Raw genomic sequence first — 22123 nt, 5'->3', positions numbered from 1 at the left:
CCGGCGCGAAGACCAATGCGAAAGCCCACGCGCATGCCCGGACGACCCTCCCCCCTCACCCGCTTCCCGTCCGTCATCCGGTGTCTCCTCTTCCGCCACCCGCCGTTGGCGCGGCGCGGAAAACCTCTCCCGGTGTGACAGCGGAAAGAATCCCCGGCTTCCGTGCGGGCCGTCTCCCCCGGCTCGCCCGCCGTGTCCCCTGGCGGCACATCCTCACCCTGGTTCCGCTCCTGCTCGTGGCGGTCATCGCGGTGCAGCACTGGCCGGTCCTCGTCGAGGGCTTCGCCCACCTCCGTGACGCCTCCTGGCCCTGGCTGCTGGCGGCGGGCGCCGCCACCTGTCTGACCTGGGTGGCCGCGGCCTTCACCCGGCAGGGCGCGGTGGTCCAGCAACTGCCCCGCTGGCGGCTCCTCGCGACCCAGCTCGCGGCCGGCTCGGCCAACCACCTGCTGCCGACGGGCCTGGGCTCCGGCGCGGTCAACCTGCGGTTCATGACCGTGTGCGGGGTGCCGCTCGCCACCTCCTCGGCCGCGCTCGCCCTGTATCTGCTCGCCGAGTCGGTGGCCCGGGTCGGCCTGATGGCCGTGTTCTTCGTCGCCTTCCCGGACGCGCTGCATCTCGGCAGCCTGCTCCCGCACGGGACGGTCGGCCCGATCCTGGCCGTCGTCGGCGCGCTGGTCGCCGTGGCACTGGCCGCGCTGTTTCTCGTACGACGGGTGCGCGAGCCGGTGTTCCGCTTCGTGCGCTCCGCCCTGAGCGAGGCGCGCTCGGTGCACACGCGTCCGTCCCGGGCGCTGGCGCTGTGGGGCGGCTCGCTCGCCTTCCCCGCCCTCCAGGCGGCCGGTCTGGTGGCGGTCGGGCAGGCACTCGGCCTGCCGGTGCCGCCCGCGCACATGGCGCTGGCGTACCTGGCGGCCACGGTCGCCGTCGCGCTGATCCCCACGCCGGGCGGTCTGGGTTCCGTGGAGGCGGCGCTGATCGTGGCGCTGGTGGCCGCGGGCGGCCCGGTGGCCGTCGCCACCGCCGTCGTCCTCGCCTACCGGATCATCACCGTGTGGGTGCCGTTGCTGCCGGGAGCACTGACACTGGGAGCGCTGGTGCGACTGAAGGTCATCTGACCCCGGATGGCCTTCCGACGGAAGGAAACGCATGCCGGTCCGCCTGGAACGCAAGGGTCCTGTCACCACGGTCGTCCTCTCCCGGCCCGAGGCGCGCAACGCGGTGGACGGGCCGACGGCGGCCGAACTGGTCGCCGCCTTCCGAGAGTTCGAGGCGGACGACGCGGCCCGGGTGGCGGTGCTGTGGGGTGAGGGCGGCACCTTCTGCGCGGGCGCGGACCTGAAGGCGGTGGGCGGCGAACGCGGCAACCGGGTGGCGGAGGACGGGGACGGCCCGATGGGCCCGACCCGGCTGCGGCTGTCCAAGCCGGTGATCGCGGCGATCGCCGGGCACGCCGTGGCGGGGGGCCTGGAGCTGGCCCTGTGGTGCGATCTGCGGGTCGCCGAGGAGGACGCGGTGTTCGGCGTCTTCTGCCGCCGCTGGGGCGTGCCGCTGATCGACGGCGGCACGGTACGGCTCCCCCGGCTGATCGGCACCGGCCGGGCCATGGACCTGATCCTGACCGGCCGTGCGGTCCCGGCCGCCGAGGCCTACGAGATGGGCCTGGCCAACCGGGTCGTCCCCACCGGCCGGTCCCGGGAGGCGGCCGAGGAACTGGCCGCGTCCGTCGCCGGTTTCCCGCAGGCGTGCCTGCGCAGTGACAGGGCGTCGGTGCTGGACCAGGAGGGGCTGGACGAACCGACGGCGATGCTCGGTGAGATCCGCCACGGCATGGCCGTGCTGGCGGAAGGACTGGCCGGAGCGGCGCGCTTCACTGCGGGAGCGGGCCGGCACGGGTCCTTCACGGACGGCTGACCATCCGCTCGCGGCGGCCTTCGGCGGTGACGGTCACCCGGGTGCTCCGGCTCCGGCTCCGGCGCGGGGGAGCAACGCGGCGACGGCCGCGCGGAAGGTGCCCAGGCGGTCGGCGGCTTCCCCCGCCGAGATGCGCGGCTCGTAGACGGCGGACGGTCCCCCGTCCGGCAGGAAGTCGGTGGGGTCGGTGCCCAGGTAGGCCAGGGCACCCACCCCGAGGGCGGTGGCGTCCGGCAGCGTGGACACCTCGACCGGGCGTTGCAGCAGGTCGGCCTGGGTCTGCATGAGCAGTGCCGAGCGGGTGAGTCCACCGTCGACGCGCAGCGCGGTCAGCGGGGTGTTGAGGTCGGACTCGGCCGCTTCGGCGAGTCCCGCCACCTGGGCGGCGAGGCCCTCGCACAGGGCGCGCACCAGATGCCCGGGGCCGGTGTCGAGGCCGAGCCCGGTGAGCGAGCCGCGCAGGTCGCCGCGCCACCAGGGAGCGGCGAGTCCGGCCAGCGCGGGGACGAAGGTGACCCCGCCGGCGTCGGGGACGCCGCCGCCGACCCGGTCGAGGTCGGCGGCGCCGGAGATCACGCCGAGGTCGGTGAGCCAGCGGACGGCGGAGGCGGCCGAGTGCACCTGGCCCTCCAGGCAGTAACCGGTCTCGCCGGCAAGGCGCCAGGCGACACAGCCGACCAGTCCTGAGGCGCTGTGCCGAGGGGTGTCGCCGGTGTGAGCGAGCAGGAACGCCCCGGTTCCGTAGGTGCACTTGGCGCCGCCGGGGCCGGTGATCCGCTGGGCGAGGAGGGCCGCCTGCTGGTCCACGGCGAGTCCGGTGAGCGGGATCTCGCGCCCGAACTCATGCGTCGTGCCCACGAGTTGACAGTTGTCGACGATCTCGGGGAGGCGTTCGGCGGACAGTCCGTAGAGGTCGAGGGCGCGCGGTGACCACTGCACCCGGTCCAGATCGAGGAGTTGGGTGCGGCCGGCGGTGGCGGCGTCGGTGACATGGGCGCCGGTGAGCCGGTGGACCAGCCAGGCGTCGGTGGTGGTGACGACTCCCCCGGCGGTGAGATGGCGGCGGATCCAGGCCATCTTGGGCGCGGCGAAGCCGGGGTCGAGGGGCAGTCCGGTGAGTTCCCGTAACTCGTCGGCGTGTTCGGAGAGTTCGGCGCAGACGGACTCGGCCCGGCGGTCCTGCCGGAGGATCGCGGTGGTGAGCGGGCGCCCGGTGCCCGGATCCCAGGCCAGGACGGTCTCGCCCTGGCCTGCCAGGCCCAGCGCGGTGACCGGTTCGCCGGCCTCGGCGAGCGCTCGGCGGCCGGCGACGAGCACCGAGTCGTAGAGCTCCTCGGGGTCCGCCTCCGCCAGGCCGCCGGGCGGGTGCCGGGGTCTGGTGGCGACGAATCCGGTGCCGATGACGCCCCGTTCGGGGCAGATCACCAGGGCCTTGGTACCGGACGTGCCCTGGTCGACCGCGAGCACCGGACCTGTCATCGAGCCTCCCTGGCGATCACTGCGCGACAGCCTGCCGCCGTGCGGCGGGCCGCGTCAACCAGGCACGGTGTGGCGAGAGTTCGAGCCGTAGGGATTCAGCGCGGTCCTGGCCGACGGAGGCCGCGGTACGAACCTCTGTGCGGATTCGGCTCCGTGGATACGGCAGGATGAGCGGTTGCACAATCGAATGGGAGGTAACCGGTGAACCGAGCGCTCACCGTCGATGACCTGGTCCTGGCAGGCATCGCCCTGGCGGCCGGGCTGTTGCTGGCCTTTCTGTCGCGCGGCATGCTGCGCTGGCTGGCCAGGCACGCGAAGCGGACCCGCTGGAGCGGTGACGACGTCATCGTGGACGCGCTGCGCACGGTGGTCCCGTGGTCGGCGCTCTCGGGCGGCGCGGCGGCCGCCGCGGCGGTGCTGCCGCTGACGAGAACGGTCCAGCACCACACGAACCAGTGCCTGAAGGTGCTCCTCATCTTCGCGGTGACGGTCTCGGCGGCGCGGGTGATCGCCGGACTGGTGCAGTCGGTCACCCAGTCCCGCTCCGGGGTCGCCGGTTCGGCCACGATCTTCGTGAACATCACCCGGGTGCTGGTCCTGGCGATCGGCTTCCTGGTGGTGCTCCAGACGCTGGGCATCTCCATAGCGCCCCTGCTCACCGCCCTGGGCGTGGGCGGTCTCGCGGTCGCGCTCGCACTCCAGGACACCCTGGCCAACCTCTTCGCGGGCATCCACATCCTCGCCTCCAAGACCGTGCAGCCGGGCGACTACATCCAGCTGAGCAGCGGCGAGGAGGGCTACGTCGTGGACATCAACTGGCGGCAGACGACCGTCCGTCAGCTCTCCAACAACCTGGTGGTCATCCCCAACGGCCAGCTGGCGAAGACGAACATGACCAACTACACGCGTCCCGAGCAGCAGTTGACGATCCTGGTGCAGGTGGGCGTGAGCTACGACAGCGACCTGGACCAGGTCGAGCGGGTCACGCACGAGGTCATCGCCGAGATCATGACCGAGATCACCGGCGCGGTCCCGGAGCACGAACCGGCCATCCGCTTCCACACCTTCGGCGACTCGCGGATCGGGTTCACGGTGATCCTGGGCGTCGGCGAGTTCAGCGACCAGTTCCGGATCAAGCACGAGTTCATCAAGCGCCTGCACCGCCGCTACCGCGAGGAGGGCATCCGCATCCCCGCCCCGACCCGCACGGTGGCGCTCCAGCAGGGGGCCGTGGTGATCCCGCAGCAGCGGAGCCCCGAAGACGCGATGGCCAAACCGGACTAGGTCCACTGCCGGTGGCTTTGCAGTCTTCCAGAGCCCGCCAGCGAGGGCATCGTCACAGGTCAAGGGCTCGTGCGCGCCGCCAAGTCAGCGGCGTCGGGACCAGGTCGGCTCCGCCCGGCTCACCTGACGTCGCCACCGACTCAGACGGCCGTCGGCGCCACCTTCAGCATGCCCTCTCTGACAGCGGTACGCATGGTGGGAGTTGGGAGAGCACTGATCGTCAGATACCTCACCCGATCACTCGTTCGTGTGGGTCTTCCGAGATTCGCAGAGAGCGGCGAATCCCAGGACTACGTTCGACGTCATGACGACACCGCCACCAGCCGACGGACCCGTGCACGTCCGGTACACCTACCGGTTGCGCGTGTCGTCGACAGCCACTGCGGCGCTGCTTGCCGAGTGGAACCGGTGCCGATGGGTGTGGAACGAGTGCGTCGCCCGCTCGAAGAAGGCCCACCGAGGCAAGGAGAAGTGCGGACCGGCCCGACTGGACCGGATGCTGACCGAATCCCGTTCCATGACACCGTGGCTGGCGGAAGGCTCCAGCGTGCCGCAGCAGCAACTGATCCGCGACTTCAGCAAGGCCCGCGCGAAGGCCCTGAAGGACGTCAAGGACCGTCTGCCCGCCAAACAGCAGGCGGGGATGCCAAGGCACAAGAAGAAGCAGGAAGCCGACCCTACGCTGAACTACACCCGGCGCGGCTTCCGCCTCAAGAATCAACAACTGTACTTGGCAGGCGGCATCGTCCTGACCGTGGTGTGGTCGCGCAAGCTGCCCGCCGAACCCTCCTCGGTGCGGGTGTACCGGGACAGTATCGGCCACTGGTACGCCTCGTTCGTCGTCCCCGCCCAAGTCCAGTCGCTCCCCGCCACCGGTCGGGCGCTCGGGGTGGACTGGGGCGTGAAGGAGACCGCTACCACCACCAGTGATGCCCACGACCTTCCCAACGCCGAGCACGGCAAGAGAGCCCAGGGAAAGCTGTCGCGGTACGACCGGATGATGGCCCGCCGCAAGCCGAAGAAAGGCCAGACTGCATCGAAGGGTTACCGGGATGCAAAGAAGTGGCGGGCAAAGACCTACCAGAAGATCGCCCGGCAGCGGCAGGACGCAGCTCGGAAGTGGGCGAAGAAGGTCGTGCGCGACCATGACGCGATCGCGGTGGAAGACTTCCGGCCGAAGTTCCTCGCCAAGACCACCATGGCGCGCAAGGCCGCGGACGCCGCCATCGGGGCGACGAAACAGGCCCTGCTGGAGATGGCCCGCAAACACCGCCGGGATGTCCATCTGGTGCATCCCGCGCACACCACCATGGACTGCGGACGCTGCGGAGCGAGAACCAAGCACGCACTCCCGCTGTCGGAACGTACCTACACCTGCACCGCGTGCGGAGCCGTCTCCCCCAGGGACAAGAACTCCGCGCACGTGATGCTCGTCCGGGCTGGTCTGACCCCGGCTGGTATCGAGGGCGTAAGACCTCCTGGAGCGCCGCTCCAGGAGGCGGCCTGAGCCGGGAATCCCCTCCCTCCAGGGCGGGGAGCAGTCAATCTGGTGCGATATCTCATGGTCCGCTGTCGCTCGGGCGGTCGGCCTGGCCAGTCCGGCCGTCGACCAGTGGTCGATCACTTGTCATGACCGCCGTTCCGACCGATCCGGTTGCCTGTCGTATGACAAACGGATCTTCCGAGTCGCGGACCCCTGTCGAGCCCGGGTCGTTCACGAGATATCTTGATGTCGAGCAATGTTGCAGACGTGGAGCGGAGCACCCGGTGACTGACTCGACCATCATCTACACCTACACAGACGAGGCCCCGGCCCTGGCGACGCACTCGTTCCTGCCGGTGATCCAGGCGTATGCCTCGCAGGCCGGTGTCGCCGTGGACATCCGCGACATCTCGCTGGCCGGGCGCATCATCGCCCACTTCCCGGAGTACCTGAACGAGGACCAGCGCATCCCGGACGCCCTGGCCGAGCTGGGCGACCTGGCCAAGACGCCCGAGGCCAACATCGTCAAGCTGCCGAACATCTCGGCGTCGATCCCGCAGCTGAAGGCCGCCGTCGCCGAGCTCCAGGGCAAGGGCTACGCGCTGCCGGCCTACCCGGACGACCCGAAGACCGACGAGGAGCGCGAGATCCGCGCCCGCTACGACAAGATCAAGGGTTCCGCCGTGAACCCGGTCCTGCGTGAGGGCAACTCGGACCGCCGCGCCCCCGCCTCGGTGAAGAACTACGCCAAGACCCACCCGCACCGCATGGGTGCCTGGTCCTCCGAGTCCAGGACCAACGTGACCACCATGGGCGAGAACGACTTCCGCTCCACCGAGAAGTCCGTGGTGATCTCCGAGGCCGGCGCCCTGAAGATCGAGCTGGTCGCCGAGGACGGCACCACCACCGTGCTCAAGGACTCGGTACCGGTCCTGGCGGGCGAGGTCGTCGACGCCTCGGTGCTGCACGTCGCCCAGCTCAACGACTTCCTGGCCGCGCAGATCGCCCGCGCCAAGCAGGAGGGCGTCCTGTTCTCCGTGCACCTCAAGGCCACGATGATGAAGGTCTCCGACCCGATCATCTTCGGTCACGTGGTGCGCGTCTTCTTCCCGAAGACGTTCGCGAAGTACGGCCAGACCCTCAAGGCGGCCGGCCTCAGCGCCAACGACGGCCTCGGCGGCATCCTCAAGGGCCTGGACAACCTGCCCGAGGGCGCCGAGATCAAGGCCTCCTTCGACGCCGAGATCGCCGAGGGCCCGGCCCTGGCGATGGTCGACTCCGACAAGGGCATCACCAACCTGCACGTGCCCTCCGACGTCATCATCGACGCCTCGATGCCGGCCATGATCCGCACCTCCGGCCACATGTGGGGCCCGGACGGCCAGGAGGCCGACACCCTCGCGGTCATCCCGGACTCCTCCTACGCCGGCGTCTACCAGGCCGTGATCGAGGACTGCCGGGCCAACGGCGCCTTCGACCCGTCCACCATGGGCTCGGTCCCGAACGTGGGCCTGATGGCGCAGAAGGCCGAGGAGTACGGCTCCCACGACAAGACCTTCGAGATCGCCACCGCCGGCACGGTCCGCCTGGTCGACGCGGCCGGCAACGTCGTGATCGAGCAGCCGGTCGCCGCCGGTGACATCTTCCGCGCCTGCCAGACCAAGGACGCGCCGATCAAGGACTGGGTGAAGCTGGCCGTCACCCGCGCCCGCGCCACCGGCGACCCGGCCGTCTTCTGGCTGGACGAGGGCCGTGCGCACGACGCGCAGCTGATCGCCAAGGTCAACCAGTACCTGCCGGAGCACGACACCGAGGGCCTGGACATCAGGATCCTGGCGCCGGTCGAGGCCACCAAGCTGTCGGTGGAGCGCATCCGCCGCGGCGAGAACACCATCTCCGTCACCGGCAACGTGCTCCGTGACTACCTGACCGACCTCTTCCCGATCCTGGAGCTGGGCACCAGCGCCAAGATGCTGTCGGTCGTCCCGCTGATGGCGGGCGGCGGCCTGTTCGAGACGGGCGCCGGCGGCAGCGCGCCGAAGCACGTCCAGCAGCTGGTCAAGGAGAACTACCTGCGCTGGGACTCCCTCGGTGAGTTCTTCGCCCTCGTCCCGTCCTTCGAGCAGTACGCCACGGCCACCGGCAACGCCCGCGCCAAGGTGCTCGCCGACACCCTCGACCGCGCCACGGCGACCTTCCTCAACGAGGACAAGTCCCCGACCCGTCGCGTCGGCGGCATCGACAACCGCGGCAGCCACTTCTACCTGTCCCTGTACTGGGCGCAGGAGCTGGCCCGGCAGACGGACGACGCCGAGCTCGCCAAGGCGTTCGCGCCGCTCGCCGAGACGCTGACGGCGAACGAGCAGCAGATCGTCGACGAGCTGCTCGCCGTCCAGGGCTCCCCGGCCGACATCGGCGGCTACTACCAGCCCGAGAAGGCCAAGGCGGACGCGGTCATGCGCCCGTCGGCCACCTGGAACGCGGCGCTCGCGTCCCTCTGAGCCGGCCCCCCGGCCCGGCCCCGCTGAGGGTCCCTGACTGACGTCTCCGCCCCGGCAGGCAGCCCGCCCGCCGGGGCGGAGCCATGTCCGCCCCTCGTGACGTGCGTATGTCGTTCGTGAAGTCTGCATGTCGGGTGCGGCAGGCGGCTGGCCCGCCGTGACCCGCTGTGGTTCGCTCGGCACATGACGGTGCTTGTGACCCGACGCCATGTCGATCATGTGCGTGTCACCACCACAGGGTGTCGCGCCGAGAGCTGACGCTCCGCTCCGGCCCTTCCCCCGCTCTGCCCCGTTCTGCAGGCGCGTGCCCGCACGCGCACGCCGTCCTGCCTTCCCGCACGAGGAGCAGCACCATGAGCCAGCCCATCGACTCCGTCACCGCCGGTCACACACCCGAGGAGCCGCCCGCCGGGCCGGACACCTCGGCCTGGTCGTTCGAGACCCGGCAGATCCACGCGGGAGCCGTCCCGGACCCGACGACCGGGGCCCGGGCGACGCCGATCTACCAGACGACGTCGTTCGTGTTCCGCGACACCCAGCACGCCGCCGACCTGTTCGCCCTGGCCGAGCCCGGCAACATCTACACCCGCATCCACAACCCCACCCAGGACGTCTTCGAGCAGCGGATCGCGGCCCTGGAGGGCGGGGTCGCGGCGGTGGCGCTGTCGTCCGGGCAGGCCGCCGAGACCCTGGCGATCCTGACGCTTGCGGCGGCCGGCGACCACATCGTGTCGAGCACGTCCCTGTACGGCGGCACCTACAACCTGTTCCGGCACACGCTGCCGAAGTTCGGCATCGAGGTGTCCTTCGTGGACGACCCGGACGACCCGGCGGCCTGGCGGGCGGCCGTCCGCCCGAACACCAAGGCGCTGTTCGCGGAGACGCTGGGCAACCCGCGTGGCAACGTGCTCGACGTGCGGGCGGTCGCGGACGTGGCGCACGCGGCGGGCGTCCCGCTGATCGTGGACAACACGGTTCCGACTCCCTATCTGCTGCGGCCCCTCGAACACGGCGCGGACATCGTGGTGCACTCGGCGACCAAGTTCCTCGGCGGCCACGGCACGGCCATCGCGGGCGTCGTCGTCGACGGCGGCAGCTTCGACTTCGGTGCGCATTCCGACCGCTTCCCCGACTTCACCGCGCCCGACCCCAGCTACCACGGCCTGCGGTACTGGCCGGCGCTCGGCCCGGGCGCGTACGCGATCAAGCTGCGGGTGCAGCTGCTGCGCGACCTCGGCCCGGCGCTCTCCCCGCACTCGGCGTTCCTGCTGCTGCAGGGCGTGGAGACGCTGAGCCTGCGGCTGGAGCGGCACTCGGCCAACGCCCTGGCCCTTGCCGAGTGGCTGGAGCAGCGCGACGAGGTCGCCGCCGTGCACTATCCGGGCCTGCCCTCCAGCCGCTGGTACGAGGCGGGGCAGCGGTATCTGCCCCGCGGCGCGGGCGCGATCGTCTCCTTCGAGCTCCGGGACGGGATCGAGGCGGGCAAGCGGTTCGTGGACGCCGTCGAGCTGTTCAGCCACCTCGCCAACATCGGTGACGTCCGCAGCCTGATCATCCATCCGGCGTCCACCACCCACAGCCAGCTGGACGAGGAGCAGCTGGCGGCGACCGGGACCACGCCGGGCCTGGTGCGGCTGTCCGTCGGCATCGAGAACCTCGCCGATCTCAAGGCCGACCTGGAGGCCGGTTTCCGCGCCGCGAAGGGCGCCGCGTCCTGAACGCCGCACCGCCTCCAGGGGCGCCCCTCCCGCCGGCCGCGGTGGCCTGGCGGGAGGGTGACCCGCCGGGCCGCCGGCAGTGGTACGCGGCGGAGAAGCCGCTGCTCCTGGAGGCGGGCGGCGAACTGCCGGGGGTACGGCTGGCGTTCGAGACCTGGGGCCGGCTGGCACCCGACGCCGGCAACGCGGTGCTCGTGCTGCACGCGCTCACCGGTGACAGTCATGTCACCGGGCCCGCCGGGCCGGGGCACCCGACCCCGGGCTGGTGGGAGGGCGTGGTCGGGCCGGGCCTGGCGCTGGACACCGACCGCTGGTTCGTCGTCGCCCCGAACGTCCTGGGCGGCTGCCGGGGCAGTACGGGACCGTCCTCCCCGCGCGCCGACGGGCGCGGTCCCTGGGGCGGTGCGTTCCCCTTCCTGACCCAGCGGGACCAGGTCGCCGCCGAGGCCGGGCTGGCCGACGCCCTGGGGATCGAGCGCTGGGCGCTGGTGGCGGGTGGTTCGATGGGCGGGATGCGGGCCCTGGAGTGGGCGGTGTCGTACCCGGAGCGGGTCGGCGCGCTGCTGCTGCTCGCCACCACGGCGGCGGCCAGCGCGGAGCAGATCGCCTGGGCGAACGCCCAGCTCACCGCCATCCGCGCCGACCCCGGCTGGCAGGGCGGCGACTACCACGGCACCGGCCGCGCCCCGCACACCGGCCTGGGGCTGGCCCGCCGGATCGCCCATGTCACCTACCGCAGCGAGCCCGAACTCGCGGTCCGCTTCGGCCGCGCGCCACAGGGCGCCGAGAACCCCTTCGACGGCGGGCGCTATCAGGTCGAGTCGTACCTCGACCACCACGCCGGCAAGTTGACCCGGCGCTTCGACGCGGGGAGTTACGTCGTCCTGTCGGAGGCGATGAACGCTCATGACGCCGGCCGCGACCGGGGCGGGCTGCGCGCCGCCCTCGGCCGGGTCACGGCCCGCACCCTGGTGGCGGGCGTGGACTCCGACCGTCTCTATCCCCCGGCCCAGCAGGCCGAGCTGGCCGCGCTGATCCCCGGTGCCGACGGGCTCCGGCTGGTCGAGTCGCCGTACGGGCACGACGGCTTCCTGATCGAGACCGGACAGGTGGGCGGCCTGATCCGGGAGCTGCTCGGCCCGTCGTCGGTGTGACACCGTGGTCCCGCACCCCGTCACCGACCACGCCCCGGGAGCCGCCCGTGTCCGAGCCGTCGTACCAACTGCTGCCCGGCGCCGCCGCGTCGCCCGTGATCCTGCACGTGCCGCACTCCGCGCGGGCGGTCCCGGCCGGGGTGCGCGCGGACATCGTGCTCGACGATGCCGCGCTGGAGCGGGAGCTGGACCACATCACGGACGCGCACACCGCCGAACTCGCGGAGACGGCGGCCGGGCTGGCCGGGGTGACTCCCTGGCGGTTCGTCAACCGGCTGTCCCGGCTGGTGGTGGATCCGGAGCGGTTCCCGGACGAGCGGGAGGAGATGCTCGCCGTCGGGATGGGGGCCGTGTACACGCGGACCACGCACCGGGGTGTGCTGCGGGACGAGCCGTTCGATCCCGGGCCGTTGGTCGAGCGGTACTTCCGCCCGTACGCCCGGGCGATGACGGAAGCGGTCGCCGGGCGGCTGGCGGCGACCGGACGGGCCGTGGTGATCGACGTGCACTCCTATCCGAGCCGGGCGCTGCCCTACGAGCTGCACGGGACGGGGCCGCGGCCGCCGGTGTGCCTGGGCACGGACGGCTTCCACACCCCCGCCGAGCTGACGGAGGCGGCGCGCGAGGCCTTCGCGGGGTGCGGGGAGACGGGGCTGGACAGCCCGTTCGGCGGGGCCTATGTGCCGCTGGAGTTCTACGGCTCCGACGCTCGGGTCGGCGCCCTGATGATCGAGATCCGGCGGGACCTCTACATGACGGAGCCGGGCGGTCCGGCGGGGGCGGGTGCCGAGCGGCTCGCCACCGCACTTGCCGCGCTGGTGGACTCCGTCGGCCGCTGACCCTCCGGCTGGAGCATTCCCGCAGGACACGCGGTGGGGGCCGTACGACCGTGGAGGCATGACCACGGAGATCACCGCGCCCACGACCACGGAGCCGGCCGAGCTCACGACGACGGAGCCGGCCCCGCCCCCGATGGCGGAGCCGGCTCCGCCCGTCTGCCCGGTGGCGCCGCCGGTACGGGACTGGCCCGCGTACGACCTGGAGGGGACCGAGTTCGACCCGGTCCTCGCCGCGCTGATGCGGGAGGCGCCGGTGACGCGGATCCGGTTGCCGTTCGGTGAGGGCTGGGCGTGGCTCGCCACCCGGTACGAGGACGTCCGGACCGTCACCAACGACCCGAGGTTCAGCCGTACCGAGGTCACCGGGCGCCAGGTGACCCGGCTCGCCCCGCACTTCGCGCCCCGTCCCGGTTCGCTGGCCTGGGCCGACCAGCCCGACCACAACCGGCTGCGCAAGCCGGTCGCCGGTGCCTTCACGGTCGCCGCGATGAGGCGGCTGCGGCCCCGGGCACAGGAGATCCTCGACGAACTGGTCGACGGGGTGGTGCGGGAAGGGCCGCCCGCCGACCTGATCGGGCGGGTCCTCGAGCCGTTCCCGGTCACCGTGGTCAGCGAGGTGATGGGGGTGCCGGACGCCGACCGGGAGCGGGTGCACGCCTGGACCCGGCAGATCATCTCCACCTCGGGCGGGGTCGAGGCCGCCGGAGCGGCCAAGCAGGGGCTGTACGGATGGATCGCCGAGACGGTTCGCGCGCGGGCCGGGGGTTCCGGCGACGACGTGTACTCGCTGCTCGGGGGTGCGGTGGCCCGGGGCGAGATCGGTGAGGAGGAGGCCGTCGGGCTGGCCGGTCCGCTGCAGATCGGCGGTGAGGCGGTCACCCACAACTGCGGTCAGATGCTGTACCTGATGCTCACTCGCCCGGAGCTGATGGCGCGGCTGCGGGACCCGGCGGTCGAGCGCGGGCCGGTCCTTGACGAGCTGCTGCGCTGGATCCCGCACCGCAGCACGGTCGGGCTGGCCCGGATCGCCCTGGAGGACGTCGAGCTGGGCGACGGCACCCGGATCGCGGCCGGCGATCCGGTGTACGTCTCCTATCTCGCCGCCAACCGCGACCCGGACGTCTTCCCCGACCCGGACGGCATCGTCCCGGACCGCGAGCCCAACCCGCATCTCGCCTTCGGCAACGGCCCGCACTACTGCACCGGCGCGGTCCTCGCCCGGCTGGGGACCGAACTGCTGGTCGACACCCTGCTCGACCGGCTGCCGGGGCTGCGGCTCGCGGTGCCGGCCGAGGAGGTGGAGTGGCGCCGCAGGACGATGATCCGGGGGCCGCTGACCCTGCCCGTCACCTGGTGAGAAGGAGCCGGACTCAGGCCCGCAGCCACTCCGTGACGATCACGTCCCCGCCGGTTCGCAGCCGGAGCGCGAACGGTCCGGCGGGCGGGGTGTCACTGGCGAACCGGCCCATGCCGTCGGCCGTGAGCGGGCGCGCCGCCGCCGGACCGCCGAGCACCTCGATCCGCGCGGACTGCGGGGGCAGCACCTGGCCCAGCAGTCCCTCGTCGGTGACCTCGATGTCCACGGTCAGATCGCCCGCCTGGAAGGTCAGCATCCGGGGCGGGGCCTCGGTCCCTCTGACCGGGATGGCGTCGACCAGGGAGTCGAAGGTCAGCTCGGCGACCCGGGCCTCCAGGTCGTGCAGCGCATAGGCGTCCATGGCCAGTTGGAGCAGCCCGGCCGGGAGCGGGTCGAGGACGGCGGCCGCCTGACGCAGCTCCTCCTCCAGGAGGTCCGCGTCGAACTCGGTGCCGTCGAGGTCCTCCTCCACCGGGAAACCGTCGTCGCTCATACCGCACCCCTCGCGTCGAGCCGGGCCCGCAGCCGGCGCAGACAGCGCTGGCGCAGCGGGCCGATGCTGCCCACCGCGATGCCCAGCGCCACGGACACCTCGACATAGCTGGGCGGCGGCGAGGTCATCAGGACCCGCAGCAACTGCCTGCACCGGTCGCCGAGTTCCTCGAACTCCTGCCACAGCAGACGGATCCGTTCGGCCTCGTCCGCCTGGTCCTCCGCGTCGATCAGGGACTGCTCGGGCGTACGGACCTCGCTGACCCGGTCCAGGACCTGCGGATCGTCGGTGGGCAGCAGCCGGGTCAGCCCTCGGATCACCTTCAGACACTCGTTGCGTGCCGTGCTGGCCAGCCAGGAGCCCGCCTTGTCGGGTTCCCGGATCCGGCCCAGGTGCTGGGCGAAGCGGAACCACACGGTCTGGTACACCTCGTGCCCGTCGGCGTCGGAGAGCCGATGCGCGCGCACCACGGACCACACCAGTGGGCTCAGCCCTTCCACGAGCGCCTTCCAGGCCGCCGCGTCGCCGTCGACGGCGGACTGGACCAACGCGCCGACCTCTGCTCGGTCCACGGCCCCACCCCTCGTGTACGGCAAGTCATGGTACGCCGTGGAGGGGAGTGTTCCGGAACTCAGGCCCCAGGAGCCAGCCGTACGACCGGGACCGGCTGCCAGCTCGCCGGGCGGAGCGCCGGCACATGGGCCCCGCGCACCTCGGCGTAATCCGTGCTGCTCTCCAGCAGCCGGGTGCGCGCGGCGCGCGGGTCGGACTCCTTGTGCGCGGTCATCCGGGCGGCGACCAGGCCGGCGGCGACGGGGGTGGCGAACGACGTTCCGCTCCACTGTGCGAACCCTTCGAACATCACTTGGTCCGGTTTGCCGGGGCCGGTGGTCCCGGTGTCGGTCAACACGCCGGTGTGGCGCGGGTACTGGCAGGTGCAGGCGTAGGTGAAGCCGAACCGGCAGGCCTCGTAGGTGGTGTGCTGGTACACGTACGGCACGGGCGCGGCGAACCCGGCCAGGGAGCTGGTGAGTTGCTCACCGGGGGCGTAGACGTTGACCCAGCCGCCGTGGTTGGTGAAGCAGGCGCCGTACTCGCCGTCGCTGCGCAGCGCGCCGACCGAGAGGACCGCGTTCTCGTAGCCGGGCAGGCCGGCGTAGGCGGCGGGCCAGAACGGGGTGGCGCTGCCGTTGTTGCCGGCGGCGGCGACCAGCAGGGTGCCGGGCTGGTCGAGCAGGGCCTGCATGAAGCTCTCGACGCCGAGCAGTCCGTCGGTGCTGCCGTTCGGGGTGCCCGCGGAGAGGCTGATGACATCCGGCCACCCGTGCCGGTCCACCGCCTCGAAGAGCTTCGCGCCGAACTCCGACTCCAGGATGGCGCCCGCGTCGTTGAGGGTGTTGGTGACCGTGATGTCGGTGTTGGGGGCGAGGGCCGCGACGAGTCCGGCGATGAACGTGCCGTGGCCGACGTACTGCTGGAGGATGCCGTCGGCGTCCGTCTCCGTCAGCTGCGGGTCGCCCTGGACACGGTCGAGGAGCGGGTAGCCGCGGTAGTCGTGCACCAGACCGGTGTCGATCACCAGGACGCCGACGGCGGTGTCGGGGTCGTAGGCGCCTTCCACCGGCTGCGGGTTGGGCGTCTGGGTGAGCAGCGCGGGGAGCGGCTCGGCGGGGTTGCAGGCGTTGACCGTGGTGGACACGACGTGGTTGCGGCTGACCAGTCGGCGTCCGGCGCGGCCCTCCGCCTCCCGCAGCGCGCGCAGCGCGTGGCCGACCGCACGGTCGCCGGTCCGGTCGCCGTGGTTCGGGTCGCCGACCTGGATACGGGTGATTCCGGTGCGGTTGGTCTCCGGGCCCGCCCGGCCGACCCGGTCGGCGACCAGGCCGGTGGTGGCGGTGAAGTGGGCGCGCACGGTGTCCTCGACGGCCCGCGCCTCCTCACCGTCGCGGGCGAGGACGACCCCCTTCTCGTAGAAGAACTCGGCGGAGTCGTCCGGCCCCATCGCCAGCGGAACGTCCGGCATGGAGCGTTGGATCTGATCGAACTGCTCGTGGAATCGCTGAGGTGCCATGGCCTGTCGTCCTCCCCCGGAAACGGCGTTCTTCAGTCAGAGTCTCGCGCCTGCCGCCTGATACAGCGCCAAACCAGTGGGGCATGTATGCCCAGGCCACTACCATCCGAGGGGTGACTGCGCGAAGCGAATCGGTTACGGAACTTCTGCCGATGGTGTTCGCCGCCCCCGGCGAGGCCCTGGCACGGGCGGAGCGGGTCCTCCGGTCCGATCCGTCGCCGCTGGACGCGTCCATCGCCCACCAGGTCATCGGCATCTGGCAACGGGACTTCGGGGATCTCGGCGTCGCCCTCGACCATCTGCGGCGCGCCCGGGACTTCGCGGCGCGCGCGGACTCGGCGGAGCGGGAGGCGGACGTCCTCGCCACGCTCGGGGTCGCGCTGGTGCACGCGGGGCGCACCCGGGAGGGACTGGCCGCGTTCGAGCGCGGGGTCGCGCGGGGCAGCGGGCACACCCGGGCCCGGGTGCTGTACCGGAGGGCGTACGTCTGGTGGGTGCTGGGCCGGCACAAGGAGGCCCTGGAGGACGTACGACGGGCGATACCGGTGCTGCGGCAGGCCGACGACGTCATCTGGACGGCCCGGGCGCTGACGCTCCGGGCCACGGTGCATCTGGCGCTCGGCGCGGTGGACCGGGCGGACGCGGACTTCACGGCGGCGGAGCTGCTGTGGGAGACGACGGGCCAGGAGCACGACAAGGCGGACGCGGTGGAGAGCCGGGGCCTGGCCGCGTTCCGGGCCGGCGACATCCCGGCGGCGCTGCGGCTGCTCGCCGAGGCCGAGGAGCGGTACGCCGAGCTGGGCACACCGACGTTCATGCTGTACATCCGGCGCTGCGAGGTGCTGATGGCGGCCGGGCTCGCGCCCGAGGCGCTGGCCGAGGCGGACGCGGCCATCGCGGCGCTGGACCGGCTCGGCGGGCAGTCCACCCGCAAGGCCGAGCTGCTGCTGGCCGCCGCCCGGGCGGCGCGTTCGGCGGGGGACGCGGGGACCGCGATCGCCCGTGCCGCCGTCGCCGTGCGGCTCTTCTCGGGGCAGCGGCGCAGCTGGTGGGAGACGCACGCCCGGCTGGTGCTGATCGAGGCGCGGGTGGCGGGCGGGGCCGCTTCGGGACGGCTGGTGCAGGACGCGGCGGCGGTCGCCGACCAGCTGGCGTCCTTCGGGGCGCCGGCCGCGCCGGAGGCCTCGCTGCTCGCGGGGCGGATCGCGCTGGCGCTGGGCTGGACGGCGGACGCGGAACGGCATCTGGCGGTGGCCGCGCGCAGCCGGCACGGCGGACCGCCGCTGGCCCGGATGACCGGCTGGGCCGCGCAGGCGCTGCGCGCCCGGGCGGCCGGTTCGCGGCGGGGCGTGCTGGAGGCCTGCCGGCGCGGCCTGGACGTCCTGGACGACCACCGGATGACCCTGGGCGCCTCGGAGTTGCGGGCCCGGGCCACCGCACAGGGCGCGGAGCTGGCCGCGCTGGCCCAGCAGGCGAGCCTGGCGCACGGCGGACCGCGCCGGCTCCTGGAGTGGAGCGAACGCTGGCGGGCCACGGTCCTGTCCACTCCCCCGACCCGGCCGCCCGCCGACCCGGCCCTGCTCACCTCGCTCACCGCGTTCCGTGAGATCGCGTCCCGAGCGGAGGACGCCCGCAGGCAGGGCCGTCCGGTGCCCGCCCTGGAACGCGAACAGCGCCGTCTGGAAAGGGAGATCCGCTCCCGCACCCACCACATCCACGGTGACGCCCCCGGCGGTGGCGACCGCTTCGAACCGGCCCGGCTGCTCGACCGGCTCGGCGACGCCCGTCTGGTCGAACTCGCCGTGCTGGACGGGCGGGTGCACATCCTGCTGTGCGGACAGGGCCGGGTGCGGCGCTTCGCGGGCGGCCTGCTGGCGGAGGCGGTCGCCGAGGCGGAGCACGTCCAGGCGGGGCTGCGGCGGCTCGCGCATCCGGGGGCGGAGGGGCGGCTCGCGGTGGTGGAGGCGGCCGGGCGGCGGCTGGAGGAGCTGTTGCTGGGCGCGGCGGCGGACCAGCTCGGCTCGGGGCCGGTGGTGATCGTCCCGCCGGGGGCGCTGCACCGGGTGCCGTGGGCCCTGCTGCCCTCGCTGCGGGAGCGGGTGCTCAGCGTGTCACCGTCGGCGGGGAGCTGGCTGCGGGCCCGGGAGACCGAGCCGCCGCCGGGCGGCCGCCATGTGCTGGTCCGCGGGCCGGGGCTGGCGACCGGCGGCGCGGAGGTGCCCGAGGTGGCGGGCCGGTACGCGACGGCACGGATCCTCGAACACACGGAGGCCCAGGTTCCGCTGGTTCTGCGCGAGTTGGACGGGGCGGCGCTGGCGCACATCGCGGCGCACGGCACCTTCCGCGCCGACAGCCCGCTCTTCTCCTCGCTGCGCATGGCCGACGGCCCGCTGATCGTCCACGACTTCGAGCGCCTGGCCCGCAGCCCCTACCGGATCATCCTCTCCAGCTGCGACACCGCCCGCCTCGCCTCGGTCGGCGCCGACGAACTCCTCGGCCTGGTCACGGCGTTGCTGCCACTGGGCACGGCCGGCGTGGTGGCCAGCAGCGCGCCGGTCAACGACGCGGCCGTGGTCCCGCTGATGCTGGCCCTGCACAAGGGCCTGGGCGCCGGCCTGTCGCTGGCGGAAGCACTCCGCGACGCCCGGGCCGCCCTGCCGGGCGACGCGGTCCACCAGGCGACCGGGTGGGCGTTCGCGGCCTTCGGGGCGGCCTGAGCGGACCGAGCCACGTCGGCTGCGGCTCGGCGGGGGCGCCGCGACGGACCGGCGTCGGGGTGCGGCGCCGTCGTGGCTGGTCGCGCAGTTCCCCGCGCCCCTGCGGGGCGCTGCAGCATCACGCCGACTTCTGCTCGGGCTGCTCCACCAGCCACGGCAGTGCCGCCCGGTCGCTCGCGCCGAGGCGCGTGTACGCGCTGTAGAGGTGGTTGCCCACCGTCCGTACGGACAGGGTCAGCCGCTCGGCGATCTGGCGGTTGCTGAGACCGGCCGCGGCGAGCGTGACGATCTGCCGCTGCCGGGCGGTGAGTTCACCGAGGACCAGACCGGACAGGGCCGGGGTACGGGCGCCCTGGCAGCGGCGGGCGAGGGCGACGGCACGGGTGCGGGACATCCGGGCGGCCCGCGGGTCGCGGTGCACGCGGACCGCCTGGGCGTGCGCCTCCGCCGCGAACAGCAGCAGACCGCGTTCGGCCAGCGCCTCGCCGGCCCGGTCCAGGGCGGTCCCGTCGCCCCGCGCGAGGGCCTCCGCGTGCCGGGCGAGGACGCCGTCCAGCCGCCCGGCGACCGCCGTCGGCTCCCCCCGCCGTACTGCGCCGTAGTGCGCGAGACCCCCGTCCCCGCGCACTACGGCAGCTTCTCCCGACTCGGCGGCGGCACGGGCGAGTTCGGTACGGCAGGAGGCGTCCCCCGGCGCCGTCCGCAGTCCCTCCCTCGCCCACGCCGCCGCCTCTCGCAGCTCCCCCCGAAGCCGCGAGTACCGGGCACGCACGGCCGCGTACCCGGCCGGTACGGGCAGGCCTCCCGCGGCCAGCCACTCCCCCACCGGGGCCGCCACCTCCCGTACGTCCAAGTGGTCGACACGTTCCGCGAGTTGTTCCTGCTCGTCCTTCAGGGCGGGTTCGCACTGGCTCGGGGTGCGGGCCAGGCGGCGGGCCCGGAGCCGGCCCGCGAGGGCGCGCAGCGCGGGGCCGTGCAGCGGGTGGGCGAGGCGGACCGCGCCCCGGTCGTCGACATGGATCAGGCCCTCGCTCTCCAGCCGTTCGAGGATGCCTAGGTCGAGGCCTTCGTCGAGATGCGGCGGCAAGGGCTCGGCGAAGGCGAGGCGTTCGAGGGTGTCGCGCTCACCGGGGTCCGGCCGGTCCAGGAGGAGCCTGATCCGGTCCCGCACGGTCACGGTGAGCGGCAGCGGGCCGCGCCACGCCCACTCGGCGGTGTCCGGCACCCGGGTCAGCGCACCGGACTCGCGCAGCGCGCCGAGCAGGTCCCGCAGCAGCCGCAGATCGCCCCGGCACACCCGGTGCAGCCGGCGCACGGTGAGCGGCTCCAGAGTGCCGCCGGCGAGCAGTTGGGCGGTCTCGTCGTACGGCAGCGGCTCCAGGGCGAGACGGGTGAGGAGTTCGCCGGTCCACAGCCGGGAGACCGCGCCGGGAACGGGCGCCGGGTCGGCGGCGGCCACCACGAGCCGGGTGCGGCCGTGCACGGCGAGCTGGTGGACGAGGGCGGCCGAGGCCTCGTCGAGGAGGTGGGCGTCGTCGACGACGAGGAGCCGTACCCCCAGGAGATGCCGGATCGCCGCGGGCAGTGAGAGCCGGCCGGGGAGCAGGTGCGCGAACGCCGCGAAGGGGAGGGCGGAGGTCTGTGGGGTGCCGGTCACGCGGACGCAGTCGGTGCCCCGCACGGCCTCCGTGATCAGCCGGGTCTTGCCGCCGCCGGCCGGCCCGGTCACCACGACACCCTGCCGGCCGATCCCCAGCGACCGCCTGACCAGCTCCAGCTCGTCCTCCCGGCCGGTGAACGGCCAGGGCGGTTCGAGGGTCCGCGCATCCTGTTCGTAACTCGTCACGTGAGTATGAGTCGCGTTACTCAGCCCTGATACAGGGGGACTTGAGTAGCTCCCGACTCAGGCGGCCGGCCGGGGGGAAGGGCAGTCTGGGCGCATGACCCGACGCTACTGCTCGCTTCCGCGGCAGTCGGTCCCGGCGTTCGCCCCGGGGCTGGCCACCGAGCGGCTCGGCGCGCTGATCGGCGGGCGGCGGATGTGGGTCAACGGCACCGTCCTGCACTACTACTTCTTCGACGCCGACAACGACGCCTCGGTGATCCCGGTCCCGGGGACCGGGGAGACCCGCCGGGTGCCGTGGGCCGGTGCCGAGGAACAGCGGGACGTGGTGCGCGAGTCCTTCCGGGAGTGGCAGGACCTCGGCATCGGGGTGACGTTCGCCGAGGTCTCGGACCGGCGCGAGGCCGAGTTGCGGATCGGCTTCCAGCTGGGCGACGGCTCCTGGTCGGCGGTCGGCCGGGACGCGCTCTCGGTGGGCGCGGGCGAGCGCACCATGAACCTGGGCTGGGACCTGACCGAGGCCGGCGGCCGCTGGACGGCCCTGCACGAGATCGGGCACGCGCTCGGGATGCGGCACGAACACCAGAGCCCGTTCGCCGGGGTCCACTGGGACGACGAGGCGGTCTACACCGACCTCGCCGGCCCGCCGAACCACTGGAGCCGGGACCGGACGGACTTCAACATCCTGCGGAAGCTGGACCCGGCCGAGGCCAACGGCCCGGTGTGGGACCCGCAGTCCGTGATGCAGTTCCCCTTCGGCCCGGGGCTGGTCCTGGAGCCGGAGCAGTACCACAACGGTCTGTACCCGCCGGGTTCGCTGTCCCCGGCCGACAAGGAGTTCGTGCTCCACTGGTACCCGCCCGCCGACGGCCCGGCCGCGCTGCTGCCGTTCCGCTCGGCGCCGCTCGGCCTCGGCCCGGGCGAGCAGGCGGACTTCGCCGTGGAGCCGCCGGAGACCCGCGTGTACCGCGTGGGCACCTTCGGAGAGAGCGACTCCGTGGTGGTGGTCTTCGAGGAGCGCGACGGGGAACCGCGCTACCTCACCGGCCACGACGACGGGGGCACCCCGCACAACACCGGGATCAGGGTCCGGCTCGTCAAGGGCCGACGCTACTTCGTCCGCGTCCGTCTCCATTCCACGTGGGGGTCGGGGGAGACAGCGGTCATGTGCTGGTGACACCGGCACAGGGCCGTGACGCGGAGGTCGGACGACCACTGTCCGGCGCCGGGGGAAGCAGCCGCGCGGACGCCACCTTCGGGGGAGGGAGAC

Annotated in this window: 16 protein-coding genes; 11 read left to right on the top strand and 5 right to left on the bottom strand. The window is 73.0% G+C overall.

All coding sequences use genetic code 11. From position 1 onward, the window contains the following. Positions 1-134 precede the first annotated feature (134 nt). A complete protein-coding gene (locus ACWDGI_RS11845) occupies positions 135-1118 on the top strand; it encodes a lysylphosphatidylglycerol synthase transmembrane domain-containing protein (protein WP_450757893.1) in 984 nt (327 codons plus the stop codon). A 31-nt stretch (positions 1119-1149) separates the two neighbouring features. Next, the gene (locus tag ACWDGI_RS11840) at positions 1150-1914 is read left to right on the top strand and encodes a crotonase/enoyl-CoA hydratase family protein (protein WP_450757891.1); all 765 of its coding nucleotides are present in this window, start codon (positions 1150-1152) and stop codon (positions 1912-1914) included. A gap of 33 nt (positions 1915-1947) precedes the next feature. Here the strand turns inward: ACWDGI_RS11840 and ACWDGI_RS11835 are convergent, their stop codons facing one another. Beyond that, positions 1948-3393, bottom strand: a complete 1446-nt coding sequence (locus ACWDGI_RS11835; RefSeq protein ID WP_450757889.1) for an FGGY family carbohydrate kinase — start codon at positions 3391-3393, stop codon at positions 1948-1950. 201 nt (positions 3394-3594) lie between these two features. Here ACWDGI_RS11835 and ACWDGI_RS11830 point away from each other — a divergent pair, with 201 nt between their 5' ends. The 7 genes from ACWDGI_RS11830 to ACWDGI_RS11800 all read left to right on the top strand — a co-directional run bounded on the left by ACWDGI_RS11830 (position 3595) and on the right by ACWDGI_RS11800 (position 13729). Beyond that, the gene (locus ACWDGI_RS11830) at positions 3595-4677 is read left to right on the top strand and encodes a mechanosensitive ion channel family protein (RefSeq protein WP_450757887.1); all 1083 of its coding nucleotides are present in this window, start codon (positions 3595-3597) and stop codon (positions 4675-4677) included. A gap of 304 nt (positions 4678-4981) precedes the next feature. Continuing rightward, a complete protein-coding gene (locus tag ACWDGI_RS11825; RefSeq protein ID WP_450757885.1) occupies positions 4982-6184 on the top strand; it encodes an RNA-guided endonuclease InsQ/TnpB family protein in 1203 nt (400 codons plus the stop codon). 260 nt (positions 6185-6444) lie between these two features. Beyond that, the gene (locus ACWDGI_RS11820) at positions 6445-8661 is read left to right on the top strand and encodes an NADP-dependent isocitrate dehydrogenase (RefSeq protein ID WP_450757883.1); all 2217 of its coding nucleotides are present in this window, start codon (positions 6445-6447) and stop codon (positions 8659-8661) included. A 353-nt stretch (positions 8662-9014) separates the two neighbouring features. Then, on the top strand, positions 9015-10379 hold the full coding sequence (locus ACWDGI_RS11815) for a bifunctional o-acetylhomoserine/o-acetylserine sulfhydrylase (protein ID WP_450757881.1): 1365 nt from the start codon (positions 9015-9017) through the stop codon (positions 10377-10379). 41 nt (positions 10380-10420) lie between these two features. After that, positions 10421-11533 carry a homoserine O-acetyltransferase MetX gene (gene metX, locus ACWDGI_RS11810; protein ID WP_450757879.1) on the top strand — a complete coding sequence of 371 codons (1113 nt, stop codon included), beginning with the start codon at positions 10421-10423 and terminating at the stop codon, positions 11531-11533. Between the two features lie 47 nt (positions 11534-11580). After that, positions 11581-12372, top strand: a complete 792-nt coding sequence (locus ACWDGI_RS11805) for an N-formylglutamate amidohydrolase (RefSeq protein ID WP_450757877.1) — start codon at positions 11581-11583, stop codon at positions 12370-12372. Between the two features lie 133 nt (positions 12373-12505). Further along, the gene (locus tag ACWDGI_RS11800; RefSeq protein ID WP_450758474.1) at positions 12506-13729 is read left to right on the top strand and encodes a cytochrome P450; all 1224 of its coding nucleotides are present in this window, start codon (positions 12506-12508) and stop codon (positions 13727-13729) included. A gap of 13 nt (positions 13730-13742) precedes the next feature. On the opposite strand, the gene ACWDGI_RS11795 is transcribed toward ACWDGI_RS11800, so the two are convergent. Genes ACWDGI_RS11795 through ACWDGI_RS11785 form a run of 3 tightly spaced genes read right to left on the bottom strand, consistent with a single transcriptional unit; the run spans position 13743 to position 16293 of the window. Then, positions 13743-14222, bottom strand: a complete 480-nt coding sequence (locus tag ACWDGI_RS11795; RefSeq protein ID WP_450757875.1) for a hypothetical protein — start codon at positions 14220-14222, stop codon at positions 13743-13745. Then, on the bottom strand, positions 14219-14818 hold the full coding sequence (locus ACWDGI_RS11790) for an RNA polymerase sigma factor (protein ID WP_450757873.1): 600 nt from the start codon (positions 14816-14818) through the stop codon (positions 14219-14221). Before ACWDGI_RS11790 ends, ACWDGI_RS11795 begins: the two co-directional genes overlap by 4 nt. 35 nt (positions 14819-14853) lie before the next feature. Further along, entirely contained in the window at positions 14854-16293 is a 1440-nt protein-coding gene (locus ACWDGI_RS11785) for a S8/S53 family peptidase (protein WP_450757871.1), read from the bottom strand. Positions 16294-16445: 152 nt separating this feature from the next. On the opposite strand from ACWDGI_RS11785, the gene ACWDGI_RS11780 reads away from it, so the two are divergent. Next, positions 16446-19010: a CHAT domain-containing protein gene (locus tag ACWDGI_RS11780; protein ID WP_450758472.1), complete on the top strand. Its 2565-nt coding sequence runs from the start codon at positions 16446-16448 to the stop codon at positions 19008-19010. Positions 19011-19128: 118 nt separating this feature from the next. Here ACWDGI_RS11780 and ACWDGI_RS11775 read toward each other — a convergent pair whose 3' ends face one another. Continuing rightward, the gene (locus ACWDGI_RS11775; protein ID WP_450757869.1) at positions 19129-20856 is read right to left on the bottom strand and encodes a LuxR family transcriptional regulator AbsR2; all 1728 of its coding nucleotides are present in this window, start codon (positions 20854-20856) and stop codon (positions 19129-19131) included. 94 nt (positions 20857-20950) lie between these two features. On the opposite strand from ACWDGI_RS11775, the gene absR1 reads away from it, so the two are divergent. Beyond that, positions 20951-22030 (top strand): beta-glucuronidase AbsR1, encoded by a 1080-nt coding sequence (gene absR1 / locus ACWDGI_RS11770; RefSeq protein WP_450757867.1) that lies wholly within the window; start codon positions 20951-20953, stop codon positions 22028-22030. The last annotated feature ends 93 nt before the right edge of the window (positions 22031-22123 follow it).

It is taken from the genome of Streptomyces sp. NPDC001220 (assembly GCF_053597895.1).
This window is presented reverse-complemented; position numbering and strand designations above follow the sequence as displayed.